Here is a 21,990-nt window from a genome sequence, read left to right on the forward strand (position 1 = left end):
GCCCCTGAGATGCGCACTGCGTGCGCCATCTCATCGGGCCCATGGGGCTGCGGCGAAGCCGCATGCTCCAGGGGCGCGGGGAACTGCGCGAGAAGTCCCCACCGGCCGGCAGCCGAATGACTGCCTAGGGGCGCGGGGTGTCAACCCCGGCCCACTACTGCCCCGCCCCGGTCAATGCAGAGGACATCCACCGAGACGGGCGCCTCGCGCAGGACGAGCTGGGCCTGGCGACACGCCTCCGCCGCCACCAGGTCCCCGAGCGGAACCCCCGCCCCCGCACAGAGCTGCAACGCCGCCAACCCCGTATTCGCGGCAGAGACGGACGCCGCCAACTCCGGACCCGCACCCCCCCGCACCGCCAGCTCCGCCAGAAACCCCTTGTCCACCTGCGAGCGCCCCGAGTGCAGGTCGAGATGGCCCGCCGCCAGCTTGGACAGCTTCGCGAAACCACCGCACAACGTGAGCCGCTCCACCGGATGCCGCCGGATGTACTTCAAGACGGCCCCCGCGAAGTCCCCCATGTCGAGCAAGGCCTCCTCCGGCAACCCGTACTCCCGAACCACCGTCCGCTCCGAGGTGGACCCCGTGCACCCGGCGACGTGCGTACGGCCCGCCGCCCGCGCCACGTCCACCCCGCGCCGGATCGAGTCGATCCACGCCGAACAGGAGTAGGGCACGACGACGCCGGTGGTGCCGAGGACGGAGAGCCCGCCGAGGATGCCGAGCCGCGGGTTCCAGGTGGAGCGGGCGATCTCCTCGCCGTGGTCGATGGAGACGGTGACCTCCACGTCGCCGCCCCCGCCGCACTCCGCCGCGACCCGCGCCACATGCTCCCGGATCAGCTGCCGCGGCACCGGATTGATCGCGGGCTCCCCCACGTCGAGCGGCAGTCCGGGCCGGGTGACGGTGCCGACGCCGGGGCCCGCCCGGAAGACGACGCCGGACCCGGCGGGCAGCAGCCGCACCGTGGCCCGTACCAGCGCCCCGTGCGTCACGTCCGGGTCGTCGCCCGCGTCCTTGACCACCCCGGCCGTCGCCGACCCCCCGTCGTGCGCCTCGACGGCGAGCGCGAACGCGGGCGTCTGGCCCTTCGGCAGCGTGATCGTTACCGGGTCCGGGAAGTGGCCGGTCAGCAGCGCCGTGTACGCGGCGGTCGTCGCGGCCGTCGCACAGGCACCCGTGGTCCAGCCGGGCCGCAGACCGGTGTGCTTGAGTTGGGCGCCGCGCCCGCCCTTCGCCTCAGGCATGTCACCCATGGAGCCCCCCGATGCACCCGACGCCCCCGGCACACGTCCTCGTCCTGGGCGGGACCACGGAGGCCCGGCGCCTCGCCGAGGCCCTCGGGCCGCACCCCGGGTTGCGGGTGACCAGCTCGCTCGCGGGCCGGGTCGCCGCGCCGCGGCTGCCGCCCGGCGCGGTGCGGATCGGCGGGTTCGGCGGGGCCGCGGGCCTCGCCGCCTGGCTGCGCGAGCACGCCGTGGACGCGGTCATCGACGCCACGCATCCCTTCGCCGAGAAGATCAGTTCCAACGCGGCCCGGGCGGCCGCCACCACCCATGTTCCCCTGCTGGCGCTGCGCCGGCCCGGCTGGGTCCCGGGCGAGGGCGACGACTGGCGCGAGGTCGCCTCTCTGGCCGAGGCGGCGCGGGCCCTGCCGGCGGCGGGCCGCAGGGTGTTCCTGACCACCGGGCGGCTCGGGCTCGCCACGTTCGCCCCCGTGGACGACGCGTTCTTCCTCGTCCGCACGGTCGACGCCCCGCAGCCGCCCTGCCCGCCCCGCATGGAGCTGCTGCTCGACCGGGGCCCGTTCACCCTGGAGGGGGAGCGCGCCCTCCTCGCCCGGCACCGCATCGACGTCCTGCTCACCAAGGACAGCGGCGGCGCCGCGACCGCCCCCAAGCTGACGGCGGCCCGGGAGGCGGGCATCCCGGTGATCGTGGTGCGGCGCCCGCCCGCCCCCGGCGGCGTACCGGTGGCGGCCACCGTCGAGGCGGCGGCCGCCTGGGCTCAGTCCTTCTCCGCCCCGGCCTCCGGATAGCGGCGGGGCGTCCACGTCACCGCCCGCCCGTCCCCCCGTACGACCGCCTGCGTCTGGGACGAGCCCACGATCAGCAGCGTGCGCATGTCGACGACGGCCGGGTCGAGGTCGGCCAGGCGGACCGTGCGGACGCTCTCCTCGGGGCCGCCCACGTCCCGGGCGAGGACGACCGGGGTGTCCGGCAGCCGCAGTTCGAGGAGGAGTTCGCGCGCCTTGCCGACCTGCCAGGTGCGGCTGCGCGAACCCGGGTTGTAGAGGGCCAGCACCAGATCGGCCGCCGCCGCCGTGCGCAGCCGCTCCGCGATCACCTCCCACGGCTTGAGCCGGTCGGAGAGGGAGATCGTCGCGTAGTCGTGGCCGAGCGGGGCGCCCGCCTTCGCGGCGGCCGCGTTGGCGGCGGTCACCCCCGGCAGGACGCGGACGGGCACGTCGGCGTACGCCTCCTGCGCGGCGACCTCCAGGACGGCCGTCGCCATCGCGAAGACCCCCGGGTCACCGCCCGAGACGACGGCCACGCGCCGCCCGCGCCGGGCCAGGTCGAGCGCGAACTCGGCGCGCTCGGACTCCACCTTGTTGTCCGAACCGTGCCGGCGCTGTCCCGGGCGCCGCGGCACCCGGTCGAGGTAGGTGGTGTAGCCGACGAGGTCGTCGGCGTTGGCGAGGGCGCCGCGCGACTCGGGCGTCAGCCACGGCGCGCCCGCCGGGCCGGTCCCGACGACCACGACCTCACCGCGGCCCGGCGCGTCGGCCGGCTCGGCGTCGGTGCGGTCGATCCGCGAGGGCAGCACCGCGACGGAGAAGTACGGGACGGACTGCGGGTCGATCCCGGCGAGTGCGCCGGTACGCTCGCCCGCCATGAAGGCCCGCTCGACATAGCGCGCGTCGCCCAGCCGCCCCGAACTCTCCAGCGCGGCGCGGACCTTGGTGAACGTGCGGCCCAGCTTCATCACCACCGCGGAGTCCGCGGCCGCGATCCGCGCGGTCAGCTCGTCCTCGGGCAGCGTCCCCGGGATGACGGTCAGCGTCTCCGTGTCCTCGCACAAGGGCTCCCCGAGCCGGGCGGCGGCCGCGCTCACCGAGGTGACACCCGGGATGACGGTGGTGGCGTAGCGGTGCGCGAGCCGCTTGTGCATGTGCTGGTAGGAGCCGTAGAAGAACGGGTCGCCCTCCGCGAGGACCGCGACCGTGCGGCCCGCGTCGAGGTGCGCGGCGAGCGTGGCGGCGGCCTCGGCGTAGAAGTCGTCGAGCGCGCCGCGGTACCCGCCGGGGTGGTCCGTCGTCTCGACGGTGAGCGGATACATCAGCCGCTCCTCGATCTGCCCCTCCCGGATGTGCTCCGCGGCGATCGAGCGGGCGATGGAACGGCCGTGGCGGGCGCAGTGGTACGCGATGACGTCGGCGCCTGCGATGGCGCGGACGGCGGCGACGGTCATCAGCTCCGGATCGCCGGGGCCGAGCCCGACGCCGTACAGCTTGCCGGGGGTGGTGGCGGGGGTGTCGCTCATGCCTGGATCTCCACCTCGGTCGCTATGGCGTTGATCGCGGCCGCGGTGATGGCGCTGCCGCCACGGCGCCCGCGGACGATCAGGTACTCCAGGCCCAGCTCGTTGGCGGCCAGCGCGTCCTTGGACTCGGCGGCACCGACGAACCCGACCGGGATGCCGAGGACCGCCGCCGGCCGCGGCGCGCCCTTGCCGATCATCTCCAGGAGGTGGAAGAGGGCGGTCGGCGCGTTGCCGATGGCGACGACGGCACCGTCCAGCCGGTCCCGCCACAGCTCCAGGGCGGCGGCGCTGCGCGTGGTCCCCAACTCGGCCGCCAGCGCGGGCACCTGCGGCTCGTTCAGGGTGCAGAGCACCTCGTTGTCGGCGGGCAGCCGCTTACGGGTGACCCCGCTGGCGACCATCCGCGCGTCGCACAGGATCGGCGCCCCGCCGCGCAGGGCCGCCCGCGCCTTCGCCACGACACCGGCGGAGTGGCCGATGTCCTGGACGAGGTCCACCTGGCCGCAGGCGTGGATCATGCGGACCGCCGCCTGGGCGACGTCGGCGGGGAGCGCGGCGAGGCCGGCTGCCGCCTCGGCGCGGATGGTGGCGAAGGACTCGCGGTAGATCGCGGCGCCGTCCTTCTCGTAGTCATACACGGGGTTCGGCTCTTTCGGTCGTGACGGCGTACGTGCCGTCGGGTCGGGCCACGACGTCGACGTACGGTCCGGCCGGGTGACCGCAGCGGCGCTCACAGCCGGACCAGTAGGTGGGCAGGTGCGGGTGCCTGGCCGTCGCGTCGGCCCGCACGTCGGCGTGGGCCTTGGCGCAGCCGGGGCGGCCTGTGCAGGCGCCGATGCGGGTCCAGGGGGATTCGGGGTCGGTCACCAGGCCGGTGCGGGTGAGGTGGGCGGCGTGCGGGGGGCCCGCGGCGGGGACGACGATTCCCTTCCAGGGGGTCAGGCGGATTTCTCCTGGGGGGAGTTGGGTGATCAGGGTGGTCAGGGCCGCCCACTGTGCGGCGCTGACCGCGCCGAGCCGGGGGGTCACGGTGAGGGCGTGCGCGCCCTGACCGGCCGGTGCTACGCCGTCGTGGCTGGTCGCGCAGTTCCCCGCGCCCCTGGCGGGGTTCGACTCGATGCCGGCCGCGTGGAGGCGGGCAGCCATGCGAGTGGTCAACTCCGGTGCGGGAAGGTCCAGTTCGCGGACCCGCCAGACGCGTCGGCCAGAGACATCGCGCGCGGCCTCGACGAAGACCTCCGCCGCGACCACCGCCGCCCGCGCCGCATCCTCGTACCGCACCAGGAACTCCGCCCCGCCGACCGCGAGCACCGCGGAACCGTCCGGGCAGCCGCGCAGCAGCACGTCGGGGCCGAGCCCGGCCACATCCCCGCGCCCGTCGTCGAGCCCGAAGAGAAACCGCCCGGACAGCGCGGGCGTCACGGAACTGGCCAGCACCCCCGCGTCGAGCCCGGTCAGCCACCCCCGTACGTCCACGAACCCGAGACCGTCGAGCCCGGACAGCGGCGAAGCCACCACGTTACGGACCCGCTCGTGCGCCGCCGACGGCAGCAGCCCGGCCGCGCCCAGCAGCTCCGCCAGCTCCCCGCCGCACCCGTCCCGCAGGCCGCGCAGCTGCACGTTGCCCCGCGAGGTGAGGTGCAGCGAGCCGTCGCCGAGCCGCCGGGCCGCGTCGCCGAGCGCCCGCGCCCCGGCCACGTCGAGCACCCCGCCGGGGACCCGGACCCGGGCCAGGAAACCGTCGTCCGCCGCGTGCAGCCGCAGCGCGCCCGGACAGGCGTCACCCCGGAACGTACCGGGCGTACCGGACGCGCCGGGACCAATGGGTATGGGGGAGGCGGGCATGCGACGGAGCATACCCACCGCCTGTGCCGGGCTTCCCGTACCAGGTCATGCCCCCGACCCGTACGATGACCGCGGCGGCCCCGTCCGGTCCGCCGCCATCGCCAGCGACGGCGACAGGGGAGGAAGCCCGGTGCGAATCCGGCGCGGTCCCGCCACTGTGAGCCCTCTCATACGCAGAGGGTGAGCCAGGAACTCCCGCCGTCAGAACCCACCCGGGGCGCGGACACCCCGAGGAAGGCCAGCCGACGCATGCCCCAGCAGCCCGCGCAGCTCCTGCTCCTGTCGACGTCCGACACCGACCTGCTCAGCGCCCGCGCGGCGAACACCGCCGCCGGCGCCCCGGTCACGTACCGCTTCGCGAACCCCTCCCGGATCGACGTGGAGAGCGAACTCCCGGCGCTCCTCGACGGCGTCGCCCTGGTCGTCGTCCGCCTCCTGGGCGGAGTCCGCGCCTGGCAGGACGGCATCGACCGGCTGACCGCCGCCGGCCTCCCGCTGGTCGTGCTCAGCGGTGAACAGGCCCCCGACGCCCAGCTGATGGCGGCCTCCACGGTCCCCGTCGGCATCGCGGCGGAGGCCCACGCCTACCTCGCGCACGGCGGCCCCGCCAACCTCGGCCAGCTCGCGCACTTCCTCTCCGACACGGTCCTGCTCACCGGCCACGGCTTCGACCCGCCCGCCCCCGCGCCGTCCTGGGGCCCGCTGGAGCGCACCCCGGCGCGGACGGCGGGCCCGACGGTCGCCGTGCTCTACTACCGCGCCCACCACATGAGTGGCAACACGGCCTTCGTCGACGCCCTGTGCGACGCGATCGAGCGCGCCGGGGCCCGCCCGCTGCCGCTCTACGTGGCCTCGCTGCGCGCCCCCGAACCGGAGCTGATCGAGGCGCTGCGCCCGGCCGACGCCATCGTCACCACCGTCCTCGCGGCCGGCGGCACCCGCCCCGCCGAGGCGAGCGCGGGCGGCGACGACGAGTCGTGGGACGCGGGCGCCCTCACCGGCCTCGACGTGCCGATCCTCCAGGCCCTGTGCCTGACCTCCTCCCGCGCCGACTGGGAGCAGAACGACGAGGGCGTCTCACCGCTGGACGCCGCGAGCCAGATCGCGGTGCCGGAGTTCGACGGGCGCCTCATCACCGTGCCGTTCTCGTTCAAGGAGATCGACGAGGACGGCCTGCCCGCGTACGTCGCCGACCCCGAGCGCGCCGCCCGCGTCGCCGGGATCGCCGTCCGCCACGCCCGCCTGCGCCACATCCCCGCCCAGGACAAGAAGCTGGCCCTCGTCCTGTCCGCGTACCCGACCAAGCACTCCCGGATCGGCAACGCGGTCGGCCTGGACACCCCCGCCTCCGCGATCGTCCTGCTCAAGCGCCTGATCGCCGAGGGCTACGACTTCGGGCCCGAGTCCGACATCCCCGGTCTCGCCTCCGGCGACGGCGACGAGCTGATCCGCGCGCTGATCGACGCGGGCGGCCACGACCAGGAGTGGCTGACCGAGGAGCAGCTCGCCCGCAACCCCGTCCGCATCCCGGCCGCCGACTACCGGCGCTGGTACGGGACGCTGCCGCGGGAGCTGCGCGACGCCGTCGAGCGGCACTGGGGCCCGCCGCCCGGCGAGATGTTCCTCGACCGCTCCCGCAACCCCGAGGGCGACATCGTGCTCGCGGCCCTGCGCCGCGGCAACCTGCTCGTCCTCATCCAGCCGCCGCGCGGCTTCGGCGAGAACCCCATCGCGATCTACCACGACCCCGATCTGCCGCCCTCGCACCACTACTTGGCGGCCTACCGCTGGATCGCGGCGTCCGCCGAAGACGGCGGGTTCGGCGCGGACGCGATGATCCACCTCGGCAAGCACGGCAACCTGGAGTGGCTGCCCGGCAAGAACGCGGGCCTCTCCGCCGCCTGCGCCCCCGACGCGGCCCTCGGCGACCTGCCGCTGGTCTACCCGTTCCTGGTCAACGACCCCGGCGAGGGCACCCAGGCCAAGCGCCGCGTCCACGCCACCCTCATCGACCACCTGGTGCCGCCGATGGCGCGCGCCGACTCCTACGGCGACATCGCCCGCCTGGAACAACTCCTGGACGAGCACGCCCAGATCGCCGCCATGGACCCGGCGAAGCTCCCCGCGATCCGCGCACAGATCTGGACCCTCATCCAGGCCGCGAAGCTGGACCACGACCTGGGGGTCGAGGACCGGCCCGAGGACGAGGGCTTCGACGAGTTCATCATGCAGCTCGACGGCTGGCTCTGTGAGATCAAGGACGCCCAGATCCGCGACGGCCTGCACGTCCTGGGCCAGGCCCCGGCCGGCCCCGACCGCGTCAACCTCGTCCTGGCGATCCTGCGCGCCCGCCAGATCTGGGGCGGCACGCAGGCCCTGCCGGGGTTGCGGGAGGCGCTCGGCCTGGACGAGTCGAAGGCGACCCGCGTCTCCGCGGACGAGGCGGAGGAAGCGGCCCGCGCCCTGGTCGAGGCGATGGAGGCGGCGGACTGGAACCCGGACCAGGTGAGCGCCGCCGTGGCCGGCATCCCCTCCCCGCCTCCCGCCCTGGCCGACCCCTCCTCGGGCGATCTGCCGCCTGGGGCGGCAGGGTGGGCAAGGCGGCAGACGCCGGGCACGGATGAATCAGGCGCCCAGGACAGCCCCGTCCACCAGATCCTCACCTTCGCCGCCACGGAAGTGGTCCCCCGCCTCGACGCGACCACCGCCGAACTGGACAACTCCGTACGCGCACTGGAGGGCCGCTTCGTCCCGGCAGGGCCGAGCGGCTCCCCGCTCCGCGGCCTGGTCAACGTCCTGCCGACCGGCCGCAACTTCTACTCCGTGGACCCCAAGGCCGTCCCCTCCCGCCTCGCCTGGGAAACGGGCCAGGCCCTGGCCGACTCCCTGATCGAGCGCTACAAGTCGGACAACGACGGGGAGTACCCCACCTCTGTGGGCCTCTCCCTGTGGGGCACCAGCGCCATGCGCACCGCCGGCGACGACATCGCGGAAGCCCTCGCTCTCCTGGGCGTCCGCCCGGTCTGGGACGACGCCTCGCGCCGCGTGACGGGCCTGGAACCCATCCCGTACGAGGAGCTGAACCGCCCCCGCATCGACGTCACGCTGCGCATCTCCGGCTTCTTCCGCGACGCGTTCCCGCACACCATCGGCCTGCTCGACGACGCGGTCCGCCTCGCGGCCTCCCTCGACGAACCGGCCGAGCACAACCACGTGCGCGCCCACACCCAGGCCGACCTCGCCGAGCACGGCGACGAACGCCGCGCCACCACCCGCATCTTCGGCTCCCGCCCCGGCACGTACGGCGCGGGCATCCTCCAGCTGATCGACTCCAAGGACTGGCGCACGGACGCGGACCTCGCGGAGGTCTACACGGTCTGGGGCGGCTACGCGTACGGCCGCGGCCTGGACGGCACGTCGGCCCGCGCGGAGATGGAGACGGCCTACAAGCGCATCGCGGTCGCGGCGAAGAACACCGACACCCGCGAGCACGACATCGCCGACTCCGACGACTACTTCCAGTACCACGGCGGCATGGTGGCGACCGTCCGCGCGCTGCGCGGCACCGCCCCCGAGGCGTACATCGGCGACTCGACCCGCCCCGAGACGGTCCGCACCCGCACGCTCGTCGAGGAGACCTCCCGCGTCTTCCGCGCCCGCGTCGTCAACCCCAAGTGGATCGAGGCGATGCGCCGCCACGGCTACAAGGGCGCCTTCGAACTCGCCGCGACGGTCGACTACCTCTTCGGCTACGACGCGACGACCGGCGTCATCGCCGACTGGATGTACGACAAGCTCACGCAGACGTACGTCCTGGACGAGACGAACCGCCAGTTCCTCTCCGAGGCCAACCCCTGGGCCCTGCACGGCATCGCCGAACGCCTCCTGGAGGCCGAGTCCCGCGGCATGTGGGAGAAGCCGGACCCGGCGACCCTGGAGGCCCTGCGCCAGGTCTACCTGGAGACCGAGGGCGACCTGGAGTCCGACGAGTAGGCTCCGCCCGCGGGGCGAGGTCCGCGCTGAGCGGCGAGGCCTGACATGGGGCGCCTGGAAGCATCGGACATCGAGGGTGCCTCCATGCGGCTGAGCGCGGCAGCGCCGCCAGGGCGCTGGAGACCTCCGAGTTCTGACAGCCGCAGCGGCTAGCGCAGCGTCGCCGTGAAGCTCCGCCCATAGGCGTGGTGCGTGCGCACCTCGATCCGGGTGCCGCCCGGTACCCGGGTCGCTCGCACCGCGTCGTCACCCGACACCTTCCGCAAGGCCCGCCCGCGCAGCACCACCGTCACCGTGGACCGGCCGGTCGTCGGGTCGGACACCGCGACCGTCACGTCCTTGTCCCGCCGCACCAGGACCGACGCCGGGCCGTCCACGGTGATCCCCGCCGCATGGTGCGGGCCCGGGGCGAAGGCGTTGGCGGCCGTCAGACCGAGCCCCCGGTGCCGTACGGCCTGGAGGCGCGGGGTGTTGGCGAGGACCTCCGCGCCGCGGTGGTGGCGGACCGCCGCCTCGGAGGCGTTCGGCAGCAGCGCGTAGGCGAAGGCGGCCGGCCGGGCCCGCGCCGCCTGTTCCACCGTCAGCGAGAACACCTGCCGGGTGACGGCCGTGTCCGGGTTCGAGGTGCGCACGGCCCGGCGGCTGCGCGTCACTGTGGCGAGCCGCGCCTTCGGGGCGGGACCGGACAGGAGCGCGTACCCGACGGCCGTGCCCTGGGTCGCGTTGGCGTACCGCACCCAGCCCGCGCCCTCCGTGACGGAGACCGCGTCGCCCGCCGCCGCGATCCGCGCGTCCAGCGTCGTCGTCACCGCCCGGCCCGCGCCCGGTGCGTCCCCGACCCCGGCCGCGAGCACCACGATCTCGTCGTCGAGCAGGAACCACGACTTCGTCGCCCGCGCGCCGCGGTACACCACGAAGTCGTCCGGCAGGATCCCCGCCCGCTTGTCCCGCCACGGCACGTCCTCACCGAGCACCCAGCCCACCGCGCCGTACGCGCCCAGCACCGCGCCGCCCGAGTGGTCCCCCGTGGCCGTCGGGAAGTAGACGTACGTGTTCTGCGACTCGCTCGACGCCGTGAAGTCCAGCGGGTGGTCCGGGTTGTCGTAGAACAGCTTGCCGTCGTACAACTCCGGTACGGACCCGCGGTGTTCGACCGGCGCGGTCACCCCCGCAAGTCCGTACGGGGAGACGGCCGTGAAGTAGTCGACGCCGTACGCCTGCGTCTGGTCCTGCCCCGAGAGGTACAGGTAGTGCGCGCCGTCACCCTGGAACCAGGGCAGCAGGTTCTCGCCGCTCATGTACTCGTACTTGCTGATCCGGCGGGAGCTGCGGGCCAGCGCGAACGCGTACCCGGGTCTGCGGTGCACCGTGCGGTCCATGGCGTCGAAGGCGACCGAACGCGCCGCCGGATTGAGGTCGGCGGCGGGCACGGAGGTGTCGGCGAGGAGGCCGGCGTAGCGGACGATGCTGAGCGGCGAGACGAAGACGGCTGGGTCGAGGGCCGCCCGGGACGTGGCGCGCAGGTGTTTGACGTACGACTTCAGGGCGCTCGCCGTGTCCCCGGTGGCCAGGGAGGCGAGGTCGACGACGGCCTCCACGATGGTGGCGACGTCGGCGTACCCGGTGCCGGTGCGCGACACCGCCCGCCCCTTCACCGCCTCCATCATCCAGCCCTCGAAGATCAGCGGCGCGAACCCGTCCCGCACCCAGCCGTACACGGTGGGCACCAGCTCGCCGCCGTGCGCGAACCCGGTCCCGTCCAGCAGCTTCAGCGTCTGCACGACCCGGCTGAGCAGGCCCTTGCCGTACGAGCCCGTGTAGGCGACGGAGGCGTGCTGGATGAAGGACCCGTCGGCGTAGTACCCGTCCGTGACCCCGTGCTCCAGGGCGTACGGATCGATGGTCGCGAAGACGGTCAGCTGGTCGGTGAGCGCCTTGCGGATGCGTGCCTCGCCCGCGGCGCCGCCGGTGAGCGCGCCCTGGAGGATGCGGTTGGTGGTGATGTCGGCGAGGTTGGCGCCGGTGTGGAACCGCGAGTCGAGGTCGACGTCACCGTCCTCGCCGTTGCGCAGATACGCGTCCATGGAGGCGAGGTAGGCGGTGACGAGCGCGGCCGGGGCGCGGTCGGCGAGCAGCACCAGCGTCCTGCTGATGTGCTGCGAGAGGCCGATCTCCCAGGTGAACCAGTTGCCGTAGTACCCCGTCGCCTGGTCGCCGTAGTAGTGCGCGTGCAGCCACGCGAGGGCGTCGAGGACCCGGTCCTGCACGGCCGTGTTCGCGTACAGGTCGGGGGAGAGCCCCGGCATGCGGGTGGCGAGGGCGATCTCGTAGAGGCGCTGGTAGGTGGTGTTCAGGTTCGGGGCGCTGGTGCCGAGCGGCAGCCCGGCGAAGAGTTCGCCGTCGCCGGAGGCCGCGTCCAGGGAGGCCAGGTCGGCCCGTGCCGTCTTCTCCACGGCGGCGCGCTTGGCCGCGGTCTCCGCGCGGGCGCCGGCCGCCGCGTTCCCCGCGAACACCTCCACGGTATTGGCGAGCAGCCGTGCCACCCCCTGCGCGACCTCCGCCGCACTCGCCCGCCCGGTGGGCACGGCGGCCAGGACCCCGGCGGCGGAGAGGGCGGCGAGCAGGCGTCTGCGGGTGATCTCCATCGGGTCTCCTCCACGCGCGGGGTGACGCCGGGTCGGCAGGGCTCGGCGGCGGGAGTCAAGCAGACGGCCGGGCGGGCGACAAGGGGCGCGGCGGCCGGGATCCGATCATTTATTCGGCGCCCGGCACCCCGGTGAGCAAGGGCTTTCCGTGTTCCGGAGACTGCTACCTTCCCGCCTCGTGATCATTTCCGATATTTCACTGCAAGGAGACGTTTTCCAGCCCGTCCTCCTGTGCCTGTCCGAGGCCGCTGACCGGGCGCGTTTCGACGCGCTCACCGCCTCGGGCGCCGTACGGGAGACGCACGACCGCATCGACGAGCAACTCGCGGAGCTGGCGCGCTGTCTGCGCCCCGCCGACGCGCTGACCGGCGCGCGGCTCGACGCCGCCGCCGAGGAGCTGTGCGCCGGGCCCGACCGGCACCGGTACGGCACCTGGGTCTGGTACCCGTGGTCGGGGCGGCTGGTCCACGTCCTGCCGGAGCCGCAGTTCCGCCGGGTGCGCACCGACCGCAACCGGGACAAGATCAGCACCACCGAGCAGCGCCATCTGCTCGGCCGCCGGATCGGCGTGATCGGCCTGTCCGTCGGCAACAGCGCGGCGCTCACCTGCGCCATGGAAGGCGTAGGAGGATCGTTCCGCCTGGCGGACTTCGACCACCTCGGCCTGAGCAACCTGAACCGCCTGCGGGCCGGCGTCCACGACCTGGGCCTGCCCAAGACCGTCCTGTGCGCCCGCCAGATGTACGAGATCGACCCCTATCTCGACATCGAGCTGTGGCCCGAGGGCCTCACGGAGTCCACCCTCGACTCCTTCTTCGGCGACCGCGACCACCCCCTCGACCTGCTGATCGAGGAGTGCGACACGACCTGGGTGAAGGTCGCCGCCCGCGAGTACGCCCGCGCCCGCCGCGTCCCCGTCCTGATGGACACCAACGACCGCGGCATGCTGGACGTCGAGCGCTTCGACGAGGAACCCGGCCGCCCCCTCTTCCACGGCCTGGCCGGCCCCGTCACCGCCGGCGACCTGCGCGCCCTCGACCCCGCGGGGCTCCTCGCCTTCCTGCTGCGGGTCTGCGACGCCGACCGGCTGAGCCCCGCGATGACCGACGCGCTCGGCCGCGTCGGCTCCACCCTCTCCAGCTGGCCCCAGCTCGCCAGCGGCGTCCAGCTCGGCGGCGCCCTCGTCACCGACACCGCGCGCCGCGTCCTGCTCGGCCACCCGGTCCGCTCGGGCCGGTACTACATCGACCTCGAAGCCCTCATCGGCGCCGACCCCGTCCGCGAACCCGCCGGAGCCGCCCTGTGACCCACCTGCCCGAACTGCACGGCGAACGGCTCTGGCTGCGTGAGATGCGCGCCACCGACCTCGCCCCCTTCGAACGCATCCACACCCACCCCGTCCTCACCCGCTACCTCGGCGCCGACCGGATGGACGCCCGCCAGGCCCAGGACGCCTTCGCCCAGTGCCTGGCCCAGCCCTACACCCACCCGCGCCGCAAACACACCCTCGCGGTGTGCGCGCCCGGCGACGGGACGATGGTCGGCACGGTGGGCCTGCTCGTAGAGGAGTACGGCCGCAACGCCATGCTCACCGGCCTCGTCCTGCTCCCTGACGCCCCGGTCCGTGGCCACGGCCACGAAGCGGGCCGGCTGCTGATGGCGTACGCCTTCGGCCGCCTCGGCCTGCACCGCGTCTGGGCCGGCCACCGCACCGACCACACCCGGATGCGGCAGGTGATGCTCGCGGCCGGACTGCGCCCGGAGGCGACCCTGCGCGAGCTGTTCCACACCCAGGGCGCCTGGCACGACGTCACGACGTACGCGGCCCTCGCCCCGGAGTGGATCCCGGCGGCCACCGCCGCGGAGCGGGCCGTCCTGGAGGGGGGTGACGCGGTGCTGCTGGCCTGAGCGGGGGCCCGGGCCCGGGACATGCCCCGGGCCCGGGCCGTCGTACCCGGGCCGTCGCTACAGCGACACGGTCTTCCCGCCGAGCGTCACGACGAGCCTGCCGTCGGAGGCGTACGACCACTTCAGGGCGCCGCTGTAGGAGGAGCAACGCGACCCGTTGCTCCCCGTCCAGAACTGGTTCGAACTGTCCGCGCTGCCCACGGTCTTGTCGTTGGACCCGTCGACGGAGAAGCGGCACGAGGTGTTGCCCTTGAACACCGAAGTGCCCTTGTCGAACGAGAAGTTGCGTTCGGCGTTGTCGATGCTGAGGTTGTCCGAGATGGCCATGGATCCGGGGTTGGAGTTGTACGTGAACCCGTGGTGGCCGTTGCCGAAGGCGATGGAGCGCCGCACGACGTGGTTGACGGCGATGTCGTCGCCGCCGAGCTTGTAGCCGTTGCGGTCACCGTTCTTGTTCACGGTCCCGTTGGACAGGGTGCCGTTGCCGTACGACAGCGAGTCCTCGACGGTGACCGGGCCGATCGCCCCCGTATCGGTCTTGGTGTACAGATCCCAGCCGTCGTCGATGTTGTGGTGCGAGACGGCGTACCGGAAGACGTTCCCGGTACCGGTGGTGAGCTTCGCGGCGAACCCGTCGGCGTCCTCACCGTCGGAGTCGGCGTTGTCGTGCGACTCGGCGCTCACGATCAGGTTGTTCGCGGGCCACTGCGCCTTCGGCGTGCTGGAGGCGATCCGGCCCAGCTGGAGCCCGGTGTCGCGGTTGTAGCGGGTGACGGTGCGCTCGATGACGTTGCCGCTGCCGCCGACGTAGATCCCGTTGTCCCCGGCGTGCTCCACGACGATGCCCGCGACATGCCAGTACGAGGCGAAGAGCTGAAGCCCCCGGTTGCTCGAACTCTCGCTCTGCGCCGCGAAGTTCAGGACCGGCTTCTCGCCCTGGTAGGCGGTGAGCGTGGTGCGCGCGGCGGCGGTCCCGTCGGCGGCGTCCGGCACGGTCACGGTCTGCCCGTACGCGTACGTCCCGCCACGCAGGTAGATGGTGCCGCCCGGGGCGACGCGGCTGATCGCGGAGGCCAGCGTGGTCGGCGCGGCCAGGGTCCCGGCGGCGGAGTCGGTCCCCGACGGCGCCACGTACACGGTTGTCTGCGCCTGCGGGGCGGCCTGGGCGGTGGTGCCGGAGGCGACGGCGGCGAGGGTGCCGACGAGCAGGCCGGCGGAGGCGACGAGAGGTCTCATGTCCATGGTTCGGTCTCCCTGAGTGGGGCGCGTGCTGGGACGCGTATGGCTTGGGATTGCCGGTAGAAAGCGCTCTCTGGTTGGACGGTAGGAGGTCCGTCGTGGACGCGTCAAGGTTCACGTACATAATCCGTAGGCTATGTATATGAACACCGGGCATATGTGTGAACGTGGCCCGGATCCCACGGAGTGGCGAGACCGCAGGGAGTACGCGGGGGTGGCCGGCCTGGGCCTGGCATCCGGGGCTCGGTCAGGCCGTGCCGGAGTCCCAGTCCCCCTCTTCCGGCTCTTCCGGCTCTTCCGGCGACGGCGGCGTGGGGGGACGCTCCGGTGACCTCAGCCGACCAGGGAGTTGATCGCGGCGATGAGGTTGAACACGGCGGGCAGCGCGAAGACGGAGCCGACCACGATCCATGCGGTCCCGGCAGCACGCCGGCCACGGCTCACCGGCGCCGGGGGAACCAGACGATCCTCCGTCCGCATCGTCTCGGTCGGGGCGAACAGCCGCCGACCGGTGCGCCGTTGGCGAAGCCCGACCCAGATGAGCAGTGCCGCGGACCCCGCCGTGAAGAGGGCGAGCTGCAGATGCTCACCCGCCGACTCGGCGAAGTCCCCCGCCACGCGCACGTACGACACAGGAATGCCCCCCAGTGGATCAGTGAGAGTGATCTCCTCACGCCGATCGCCCGGCGTCAAGCGAACGGGTCCGGGAAGCGGGGCGGGCCGGCGGAGAGGCCGCGGCCGGACGCTGTTCCGGACGAGATGTCCAGGGGGCAGTGACACATCGCCCAGCGGCGCCGCCTTCTCGCCGAGCACCTGCGCGTACCAGTTCCGTAGGCCCTGATCGGTGCGTTCGTCGGCCCCGTCGACAGCTCTGGCACCCGGTGCCGGGCGGAGTTAGGGCGACGGGGGCGGCGCAGCAGACTCACCGATTTCCGCACCGAAGGGACCTGGACAGCAAGCACCCCGCACTCCCGGGATCCCCTCGCTGTCCGCCCAGCGGTCCGTACACTTGCCGCGTGTAATGCCATATCCAATGCCATACTCGACGTATGGCTGATGACGACGTTGACTTCTCGCCGGGCGACGGCCCCACCAGCGGTATTTCCGTCACCCTGACCGCCGGGACGCTACAGGCGATTCGTGAGCGGGTAGGCAAGCGAGGCGTCTCGGCCTACCTGGAGAAGGCGGCCCAGCGCCAGATCGAGCGCGACAACCTCGACGAGCTGGTCGCGGACTTCGACGAGGTGCACGGCCCGGCCGACCCGGCAGCCGTGGCAGCCAAGCGCGCTCGGCTGACCGGCGGCGCCCCGAACGCCGAGGTGGCCGCGTGAGCGGTGTCCTCGTCCTGGACAGCGAGGGCCTGGCAAAAGCCGTGCAGCGTGACCGGGAGATCCACGAGTGGCTGACGGCGGCCCGTGACGCGGACCTGCCGGTGCTCACCTCAACTGCCGTGCTGGTCGAGGTGATCCATCCGAAGATCAACGACGTCGCTCTGCGATGGACCCTGTCCCGCCTGAGTGTCGAGCCGGTGACCCAGGCCGTCGCGCACTCCGCCGGCGCATTGCTGCGTACAGCGGGACTGCACGGCCACAAGTACGCCATCGACGCCATGCTGTGCGCGACTGCCCTCCAGCATCCCGGCCGGGTGACGATCCTGACTTCGGACGTGGAAGACATCGAACTACTCACCGCCGAGCACCGTCGCGTCAGCGCGGAGAAGGTCTGAGCAGCGGCAGTTTGTGAGCGACGCTCGCGGTACGGGCCGGCCCTGGGCCCGCAAGGGGCGGGACCACTGGCCCTTCGCGTGCCATGCCTGGGGCCCGATTCGGGCGCGGTACCGGACGAGCGGGCAGATGGCACGGAGGTGTCACGCCGCCACCGAGCGGAAGCGCACAGCAAAAAGGCCCAGGTCGCCGACCTGAGCCTCGGTGATGATTGTGGAGCGGGTGACGAGAATCGAACTCGCACTCTCAGCTTGGGAAGCTGATGTTCTACCACTAAACTACACCCGCACAGCACGTCCCCCGAAGGGCGATGTACTGGCCGTCACTCTACCTCATACCGGGCCCCGGGCGCTCACGCCCCGGGGCCCGGCTGCGTTGCGGGGCCTGGATGTCACTGCGGGTGAAGGGAGTTGAGGCGTACGGTGCGGGGGACCGCGAGAGGGGTGTCCAGGGTCGGAGTGCCGCCTGGAGTGCCGTCCCTTTCATCCCGTAACGTGGCTTTCGTCGTCGGCCAGGAAACTGGCCACATGGCTCGTGGGGAAGGGACTCCGGGACTTTGATGGACCAGATGGAGCGCACCGTCGTCCGATGCGCCGAAGGGCATGTGTTCAGCACCGCTTCGTTCCCGATGCAGAAGGCGGACCGGCTCGGTCCCGGCCGGCTCATCCGGTGCCCGCGCTGTGCGCGACTGCGGCATGCCGTTCCCGTGGGACCTGGTAAGCAGTAGGGACACCAGCAGGCGCAGAGCGCGCGGGACCGCCGATTGTGGCGGGTCCGCGCGCTCTGCGTATCCTCGCTACGTGCTTCTCTCAGACAAGGACATCCGGGCCGAGATCGACGCCGGCCGGGTCCGGATCGATCCCTATGACGAATCCATGGTGCAGCCGTCGAGCATCGACGTACGTCTCGACCGCTACTTCCGGGTGTTCGAGAACCACAAGTACCCCCACATCGACCCGAGCGTCGAGCAGGCCGACCTGACGCGGCTCGTGGAGCCCGAGGGTGACGAGCCGTTCATCCTGCACCCGGGCGAGTTCGTGCTCGCCTCCACGTACGAGGTCATCTCGCTCCCCGAGGATCTCGCCTCGCGCCTGGAGGGCAAGAGCTCGCTCGGGCGGCTCGGGCTTGTGACCCACTCCACCGCCGGGTTCATCGACCCCGGCTTCAGCGGACACGTCACCCTTGAGCTGTCGAACCTCGCGACCCTGCCGATCAAGCTCTGGCCGGGCATGAAGATCGGGCAGCTGTGCATGTTCCAGCTGTCGTCGCCCGCCGAGTTCCCGTACGGCAGCGAGCGCTACGGGTCGCGTTACCAAGGGCAGCGCGGTCCCACCGCCTCCCGTTCCTTCCTCAATTTCCATCGGACCCAGGTGTGAGCAGCAGCGACATGAGCAACGTGCGCGAGAACCTTACGTACGAGGCGTTCGGCGGCGCCGTGCGCGAACTGGCCCAGACCATCGCCGACGACGGCTACGAGCCGGACGTCGTGCTGAGCATCGCGCGCGGTGGCGTGTTCGTGGCCGGAGGGCTCGCGTACGCGCTCGACTGCAAGAACATCCACCTGGTGAACGTCGAGTTCTACACCGGGGTGGGGACGACGCTGGAGATGCCGGTCATGCTGGCCCCCGTCCCGAACGCGATCGACTTCAGCGACAAGAAGGTGCTCATCACCGACGACGTCGCCGACACGGGCAAGACGCTCAAGCTCGTGCACGACTTCTGCCTCGACACCGTGGCCGAGGTCCGCTCCGCGGTCATCTATGAGAAGTCCCACTCGCTCGTGAAGTGCGAGTACGTGTGGAAGCGCACCGATGACTGGATCAACTTCCCGTGGAGTGTCTTGCCTCCGGTACATAGGTCGGGCGAGGCGGCCAAGGAGAACAAGGAAGCCGTCTGAGCTGTGATGCCGTAATGGGCAAGATCACGGTTGGGTGAAGAGACCAGCGACGTTACCGGCGAGCGGCAGGCTGTGTGCCATGCAGATGACTGAGTCCTTCGCTGCGACCGTAGCTGCGGGTGCGCCCGTGATCTTGCTTCTCGGTGTTGTCGAAATAGAACAGCTCCGCCGTCGCATTAAACAGGGAGCGACTAGTTACGAAGAGTGGTCGGCCCGTGCTATCGCGATTCTGAAGAGGAGGCGGGAGCAGGGTGATTCGGCCCCGGTAAGCGATGAGGAATATAGGGAACTTCTTGCTCGGTACCCTAATTTTGACGTTACCGCCTTCGCGTTGGTGCAGACTATTGTTTGGGTGGCTTTCTGCCTCTCCCTCCTCTCCGTTGAATCGCTTTCGCTGAGATGGCTTGCTCAACCGGAGGGTGATGAAAGTCCGGAAATTGCTAAGTATTGCGCGCTTGTGCTATTGCTGGGGTTCCTCTGGGTTATGGCGGTTCCCCTTTTCCGCATTCGGCAAATTTTGAGCCGGGCGGCTCGTCACGCTTCGATGGCACATGGCCAGATTTCAGAGCTCGCAGGCGCTATGTCCAGCGATCGTGAGAATGCTGATTCGGCGAATGAGAGATCCACGGGCCGGTAGGTGACCCGTCCTCCTCAACCCACTACCAACCTCGCTCCCCATCCCGTCCGCCGTCGACCCACACGCATGTGGAGCGGGCGTGGTTCATGGCGTCCAGGTGGAGCGCGCCACTGTACGAACGACCTGGACGCCATGGGCCGCGTCTGCTCGGCTCTGCCTGGGTCGACGGCGGACGGGATGGGAGCCTCCCCACGCTCGCCACGATGTGCCCGCGGCCGAAAACGGCGCCCCCTCCATCCCGGAGTCGGCCGATCCTCCGCCGGAGGCATTATCTGCGACCGTGGGCCGCGTTCGTCGGGTGATCGACTCATGCCATGGGCCCGCCCCCGCAAGGGCGGGCGTCGGCGCAGCGGGGCGCAGCGGGCCGAAGGCAGGAGCGGCAGCCCCAGCGGAGCCACTCGTAACAGCTCTCACCGACTTGATGAGGTAGAGAAACTCGTAACAGCTCTCACCGACTTGCGGTCTTGTCGGCGTGGCCCTCGGCTGGTGGCATATGTGGAGACGGCACGCGTCAGGGGGGCGAGCGGTGAACGGCTTATCGGTAAGTTCGTGGAAGCGGCACGGGCGGGACCGGCTCTACGTGAACCTTCCAGACAGAACTGCGGTTGCCTGGGCGGATCGCGCCACGAAGGCTGTAACGATCATGGTCCCGAGGTACCAGGAAGAAGCGCTCGAACTGCTCCGGCAACACCTCGGCCCCGGCATCACAGTCGTCCAGACTCCAGGGAAATCGTCCGTGCCGCGTCCGTCGATCTCTGAGGAATCTCCCCGCCCCCGACCCCCTCTCGTCGGCAGTAAGCCCCCACCCCTACCGTCCCTCAGCCCTGGAGAGGATCTGGCACGCAATCGGCCGGGCTCACGTCTCCTTGGGATGATCGCAGAGCGCGGCCCCTCAACTGTGGAGCGGCTTCGGGCAAAGCTCCTGCGGCGCCCCTCTGAGTGGGACAGTTGGTACACCGGCCTGGAGGGGGAGCGTCGCGTTGGTCGAGAACTGGAACGCCTCACTACGTTCGGCTGGCGAGTCCTGCATGGGATCGCCAAGAGCAACGGTGGGGACATTGATCACCTGTTGATCGGCCCCGGCGGAGTCTTCAGCCTCAACACCAAGACCCACCCGGGCGCGTCAGTCTGGGTCGGCGACACCATGGCGAAGATCAACAGAGGTCAGCCGTACCCCTACGTGGCTGCGAGTAAGGCAGAGGCTTCCTACGTGCGCAGGGTGCTGGAGCGGCATTGTGATTTCTCGATCATTGTCGAGCCGGTCTTGGTATTCGTCGATATCGCGGCGCTTGACCGTGAGGCGACGCAACACGTCGTGCGCGTCTACCAAGAGCGCGAGGTGTCAGCGCTCGGTCCGCTCCACGGAGTCCTCGAACCGGACCAGGTGGAGCAGGTGTACGCGGTGGCGCGTCATCAACGTGTCTGGCTCAGAGCCTGACCCTGCTCGTTCCTCACCAGCCGGCCGGTAAAGCCTTCTTGGCAGAGCCGTTCGTATGCGGCGATCACGTCGTCAGGTACTTGCTGAGCGACCATGAATGTCTGCTCCGGGTAGATCAGGAGTCTCTGCAGGGCTCCGACAAGCATGTCGATCACAAGACGGGCGTCCCCGATGGAGTCGACGTACTTGTCGAGCGTCATCGGCGTAGACGCGCTGACGATCTCGACGTCGGGCCATAGCTTTCGCGCCGTCGCGTAAGCCCGCCGCTCCTCGTACGGCTTGGTGATCAGGAGCACGGGGGAAACGTCAACTCCGGCTCCTTCCAGCACGGCCCTGGAGAAGCGAATGTTTTCGCCAGTGTTGCGCGCCTCAGGTTCCACGAGCACCGCCGAACCGGGAACGCCGAGTTCGATGGCCCGCTCGCGGTAATGGACCGCCTCTCCCCGCGGCATGCGTTCGCGCGTAGTGGGACTGGTGGCTCCCGTGAACACAAGCAGGGGGGTGAGGCCGCGCCTGTACAGGTCTACCGCCGTGTCCGCCACGCCCAAGTCGTGACTCCTAGGCCGATCGCGACTGAGCACGGTTTCAGGACGTGGCCCATCTGGTGGTAGTCCCACAGGCGACGCGTGTCGGCCCATGCCTGCGTCGAGATCATCCCTGTCCCTTCTCGGTCTGCGCTGAGTCCGGAACCTTGAAGTCGTACTTCCAGGCGAAGCGCGAAGCCGCGTGCACGCCGATGGCGGACTCAACCACTGTGCCAGAGGCAGTGAAGGTCGTTCGGTGCAGTTCGACGACGGGTTCGCCTGGGGGAAGCTGGAGGGTCTTCACTTCATCGGCAGAGGGAGCACGCGCGAAGATCTCCTCCTTCATGTGGTCGATCTCGTACCCGGCGTCGAACAGCACCCGAAAGCCATCCCCACGCCCGGCCGGGCCCGGAGTCGGGTCCACAAGCCGCGTGCCCTCGACATGTTCGTGCCGGTAGTAGCTGGTCAGGGAGTGGGTCGGCGGCTCGCCTTCCTTCACGAGCCGAGCACGCGCGTAGACCTCTGCTCCTTCAGGGAGTCCGTGTGCGGCGGCGACGGGGGGCGGGGCCTCAATGAGACTGACCGTCTGAGTCCATG

Annotated in this window: 17 protein-coding genes, 1 tRNA gene, 2 pseudogenes and 1 riboswitch; of the genes and pseudogenes, 10 read left to right on the plus strand and 10 right to left on the minus strand. The window is 71.3% G+C overall.

Translation table 11 applies throughout. The features are described 5' to 3' along the window. Positions 1 to 140: 140 nt before the first annotated feature. Positions 141 to 1,256: a cobalt-precorrin-5B (C(1))-methyltransferase gene (locus tag ABZY33_RS01240; RefSeq protein ID WP_356489353.1), complete on the minus strand. Its 1,116-nt coding sequence runs from the start codon at positions 1,254 to 1,256 to the stop codon at positions 141 to 143. An 11-nt stretch (positions 1,257 to 1,267) separates the two neighbouring features. Between ABZY33_RS01240 and ABZY33_RS01245 the strand changes: the two genes are divergently transcribed. Then, the gene (locus ABZY33_RS01245) at positions 1,268 to 2,038 is read left to right on the plus strand and encodes a cobalt-precorrin-6A reductase (RefSeq protein ID WP_356489354.1); all 771 of its coding nucleotides are present in this window, start codon (positions 1,268 to 1,270) and stop codon (positions 2,036 to 2,038) included. Here ABZY33_RS01245 and cobJ read toward each other — a convergent pair. Genes cobJ through ABZY33_RS01260 form a run of 3 tightly spaced genes read right to left on the minus strand, consistent with a single transcriptional unit; the run spans position 2,008 to position 5,388 of the window. Further along, on the minus strand, positions 2,008 to 3,543 hold the full coding sequence (gene cobJ / locus ABZY33_RS01250; protein ID WP_356489355.1) for a precorrin-3B C(17)-methyltransferase: 1,536 nt from the start codon (positions 3,541 to 3,543) through the stop codon (positions 2,008 to 2,010). The genes ABZY33_RS01245 and cobJ overlap by 31 nt on opposite strands. Then, entirely contained in the window at positions 3,540 to 4,181 is a 642-nt protein-coding gene (locus ABZY33_RS01255; RefSeq protein ID WP_356489356.1) for a precorrin-8X methylmutase, read from the minus strand. Before ABZY33_RS01255 ends, cobJ begins: the two co-directional genes overlap by 4 nt. Continuing rightward, complete coding sequence (locus ABZY33_RS01260; protein ID WP_356489357.1) at positions 4,174 to 5,388, minus strand: cobalamin biosynthesis protein CobG; 1,215 nt, start codon at positions 5,386 to 5,388, stop codon at positions 4,174 to 4,176. Before ABZY33_RS01260 ends, ABZY33_RS01255 begins: the two co-directional genes overlap by 8 nt. A 119-nt stretch (positions 5,389 to 5,507) precedes the next feature. Then, a riboswitch (cobalamin riboswitch) is annotated at positions 5,508 to 5,583 on the plus strand. A 54-nt stretch (positions 5,584 to 5,637) separates the two neighbouring features. Between ABZY33_RS01260 and cobN the strand changes: the two genes are divergently transcribed. Beyond that, entirely contained in the window at positions 5,638 to 9,381 is a 3,744-nt protein-coding gene (cobN, locus tag ABZY33_RS01265; RefSeq protein ID WP_356489358.1) for a cobaltochelatase subunit CobN, read from the plus strand. A 149-nt stretch (positions 9,382 to 9,530) separates the two neighbouring features. Here the strand turns inward: cobN and ABZY33_RS01270 are convergent, their stop codons facing one another. Next, positions 9,531 to 12,026, minus strand: a complete 2,496-nt coding sequence (locus ABZY33_RS01270) for a polysaccharide lyase family 8 super-sandwich domain-containing protein (RefSeq protein ID WP_356489359.1) — start codon at positions 12,024 to 12,026, stop codon at positions 9,531 to 9,533. Between the two features lie 178 nt (positions 12,027 to 12,204). On the opposite strand from ABZY33_RS01270, the gene ABZY33_RS01275 reads away from it, so the two are divergent. Then, positions 12,205 to 13,332, plus strand: coding sequence for a ThiF family adenylyltransferase (locus tag ABZY33_RS01275; RefSeq protein ID WP_356489360.1), 1,128 nt, complete (start codon positions 12,205 to 12,207; stop codon positions 13,330 to 13,332). Next, positions 13,329 to 13,934 (plus strand): GNAT family protein, encoded by a 606-nt coding sequence (locus ABZY33_RS01280; protein ID WP_356489361.1) that lies wholly within the window; start codon positions 13,329 to 13,331, stop codon positions 13,932 to 13,934. The genes ABZY33_RS01275 and ABZY33_RS01280 overlap by 4 nt, the downstream gene beginning before the upstream one ends. Before the next feature lie 57 nt (positions 13,935 to 13,991). Here the strand turns inward: ABZY33_RS01280 and ABZY33_RS01285 are convergent, their stop codons facing one another. Both ABZY33_RS01285 and ABZY33_RS01290 read right to left on the minus strand, forming a co-directional pair. Then, complete coding sequence (locus ABZY33_RS01285) at positions 13,992 to 15,227, minus strand: right-handed parallel beta-helix repeat-containing protein (protein ID WP_356489562.1); 1,236 nt, start codon at positions 15,225 to 15,227, stop codon at positions 13,992 to 13,994. Positions 15,228 to 15,506: 279 nt separating this feature from the next. Beyond that, complete coding sequence (locus tag ABZY33_RS01290; protein ID WP_356489362.1) at positions 15,507 to 15,806, minus strand: hypothetical protein; 300 nt, start codon at positions 15,804 to 15,806, stop codon at positions 15,507 to 15,509. 416 nt (positions 15,807 to 16,222) lie between these two features. Here ABZY33_RS01290 and ABZY33_RS01295 point away from each other — a divergent pair, with 416 nt between their 5' ends. Both ABZY33_RS01295 and ABZY33_RS01300 read left to right on the plus strand, forming a co-directional pair. Then, entirely contained in the window at positions 16,223 to 16,504 is a 282-nt protein-coding gene (locus ABZY33_RS01295) for a hypothetical protein (RefSeq protein WP_356489363.1), read from the plus strand. Further along, entirely contained in the window at positions 16,501 to 16,899 is a 399-nt protein-coding gene (locus ABZY33_RS01300) for a PIN domain-containing protein (protein ID WP_356489364.1), read from the plus strand. The genes ABZY33_RS01295 and ABZY33_RS01300 overlap by 4 nt, the downstream gene beginning before the upstream one ends. Before the next feature lie 212 nt (positions 16,900 to 17,111). Here the strand turns inward: ABZY33_RS01300 and ABZY33_RS01305 are convergent. Continuing rightward, positions 17,112 to 17,185, minus strand: a tRNA-Gly gene (locus tag ABZY33_RS01305). Between the two features lie 512 nt (positions 17,186 to 17,697). Between ABZY33_RS01305 and dcd the strand changes: the two genes are divergently transcribed. The 4 genes from dcd to ABZY33_RS01325 all read left to right on the plus strand — a co-directional run bounded on the left by dcd (position 17,698) and on the right by ABZY33_RS01325 (position 20,869). Further along, positions 17,698 to 18,273 carry a dCTP deaminase gene (gene dcd, locus ABZY33_RS01310; protein ID WP_356489365.1) on the plus strand — a complete coding sequence of 192 codons (576 nt, stop codon included), beginning with the start codon at positions 17,698 to 17,700 and terminating at the stop codon, positions 18,271 to 18,273. Positions 18,274 to 18,284: 11 nt separating this feature from the next. After that, positions 18,285 to 18,794 carry a phosphoribosyltransferase gene (locus ABZY33_RS01315; protein ID WP_356489563.1) on the plus strand — a complete coding sequence of 170 codons (510 nt, stop codon included), beginning with the start codon at positions 18,285 to 18,287 and terminating at the stop codon, positions 18,792 to 18,794. Between the two features lie 79 nt (positions 18,795 to 18,873). Next, positions 18,874 to 19,431, plus strand: coding sequence for a hypothetical protein (locus ABZY33_RS01320; RefSeq protein ID WP_356489366.1), 558 nt, complete (start codon positions 18,874 to 18,876; stop codon positions 19,429 to 19,431). 871 nt (positions 19,432 to 20,302) lie between these two features. Continuing rightward, positions 20,303 to 20,869 (plus strand): nuclease-related domain-containing protein, encoded by a 567-nt coding sequence (locus ABZY33_RS01325; RefSeq protein WP_356489367.1) that lies wholly within the window; start codon positions 20,303 to 20,305, stop codon positions 20,867 to 20,869. On the opposite strand, the pseudogene ABZY33_RS01330 reads toward ABZY33_RS01325, so the two are convergent. Beyond that, positions 20,845 to 21,524: pseudogene (locus ABZY33_RS01330) on the minus strand (YdcF family protein). The gene ABZY33_RS01325 and the pseudogene ABZY33_RS01330 overlap by 25 nt on opposite strands. Further along, positions 21,521 to 21,985, minus strand: a pseudogene (locus ABZY33_RS01335) (UTRA domain-containing protein); the annotation flags it as partial. The pseudogenes ABZY33_RS01330 and ABZY33_RS01335, both read right to left, overlap by 4 nt. Positions 21,986 to 21,990: the final 5 nt, after the last annotated feature.

Source organism: Streptomyces sp. NPDC006552 (genome assembly GCF_040611655.1).
In the GTDB taxonomy this organism is placed as follows: domain Bacteria; phylum Actinomycetota; class Actinomycetes; order Streptomycetales; family Streptomycetaceae; genus Streptomyces.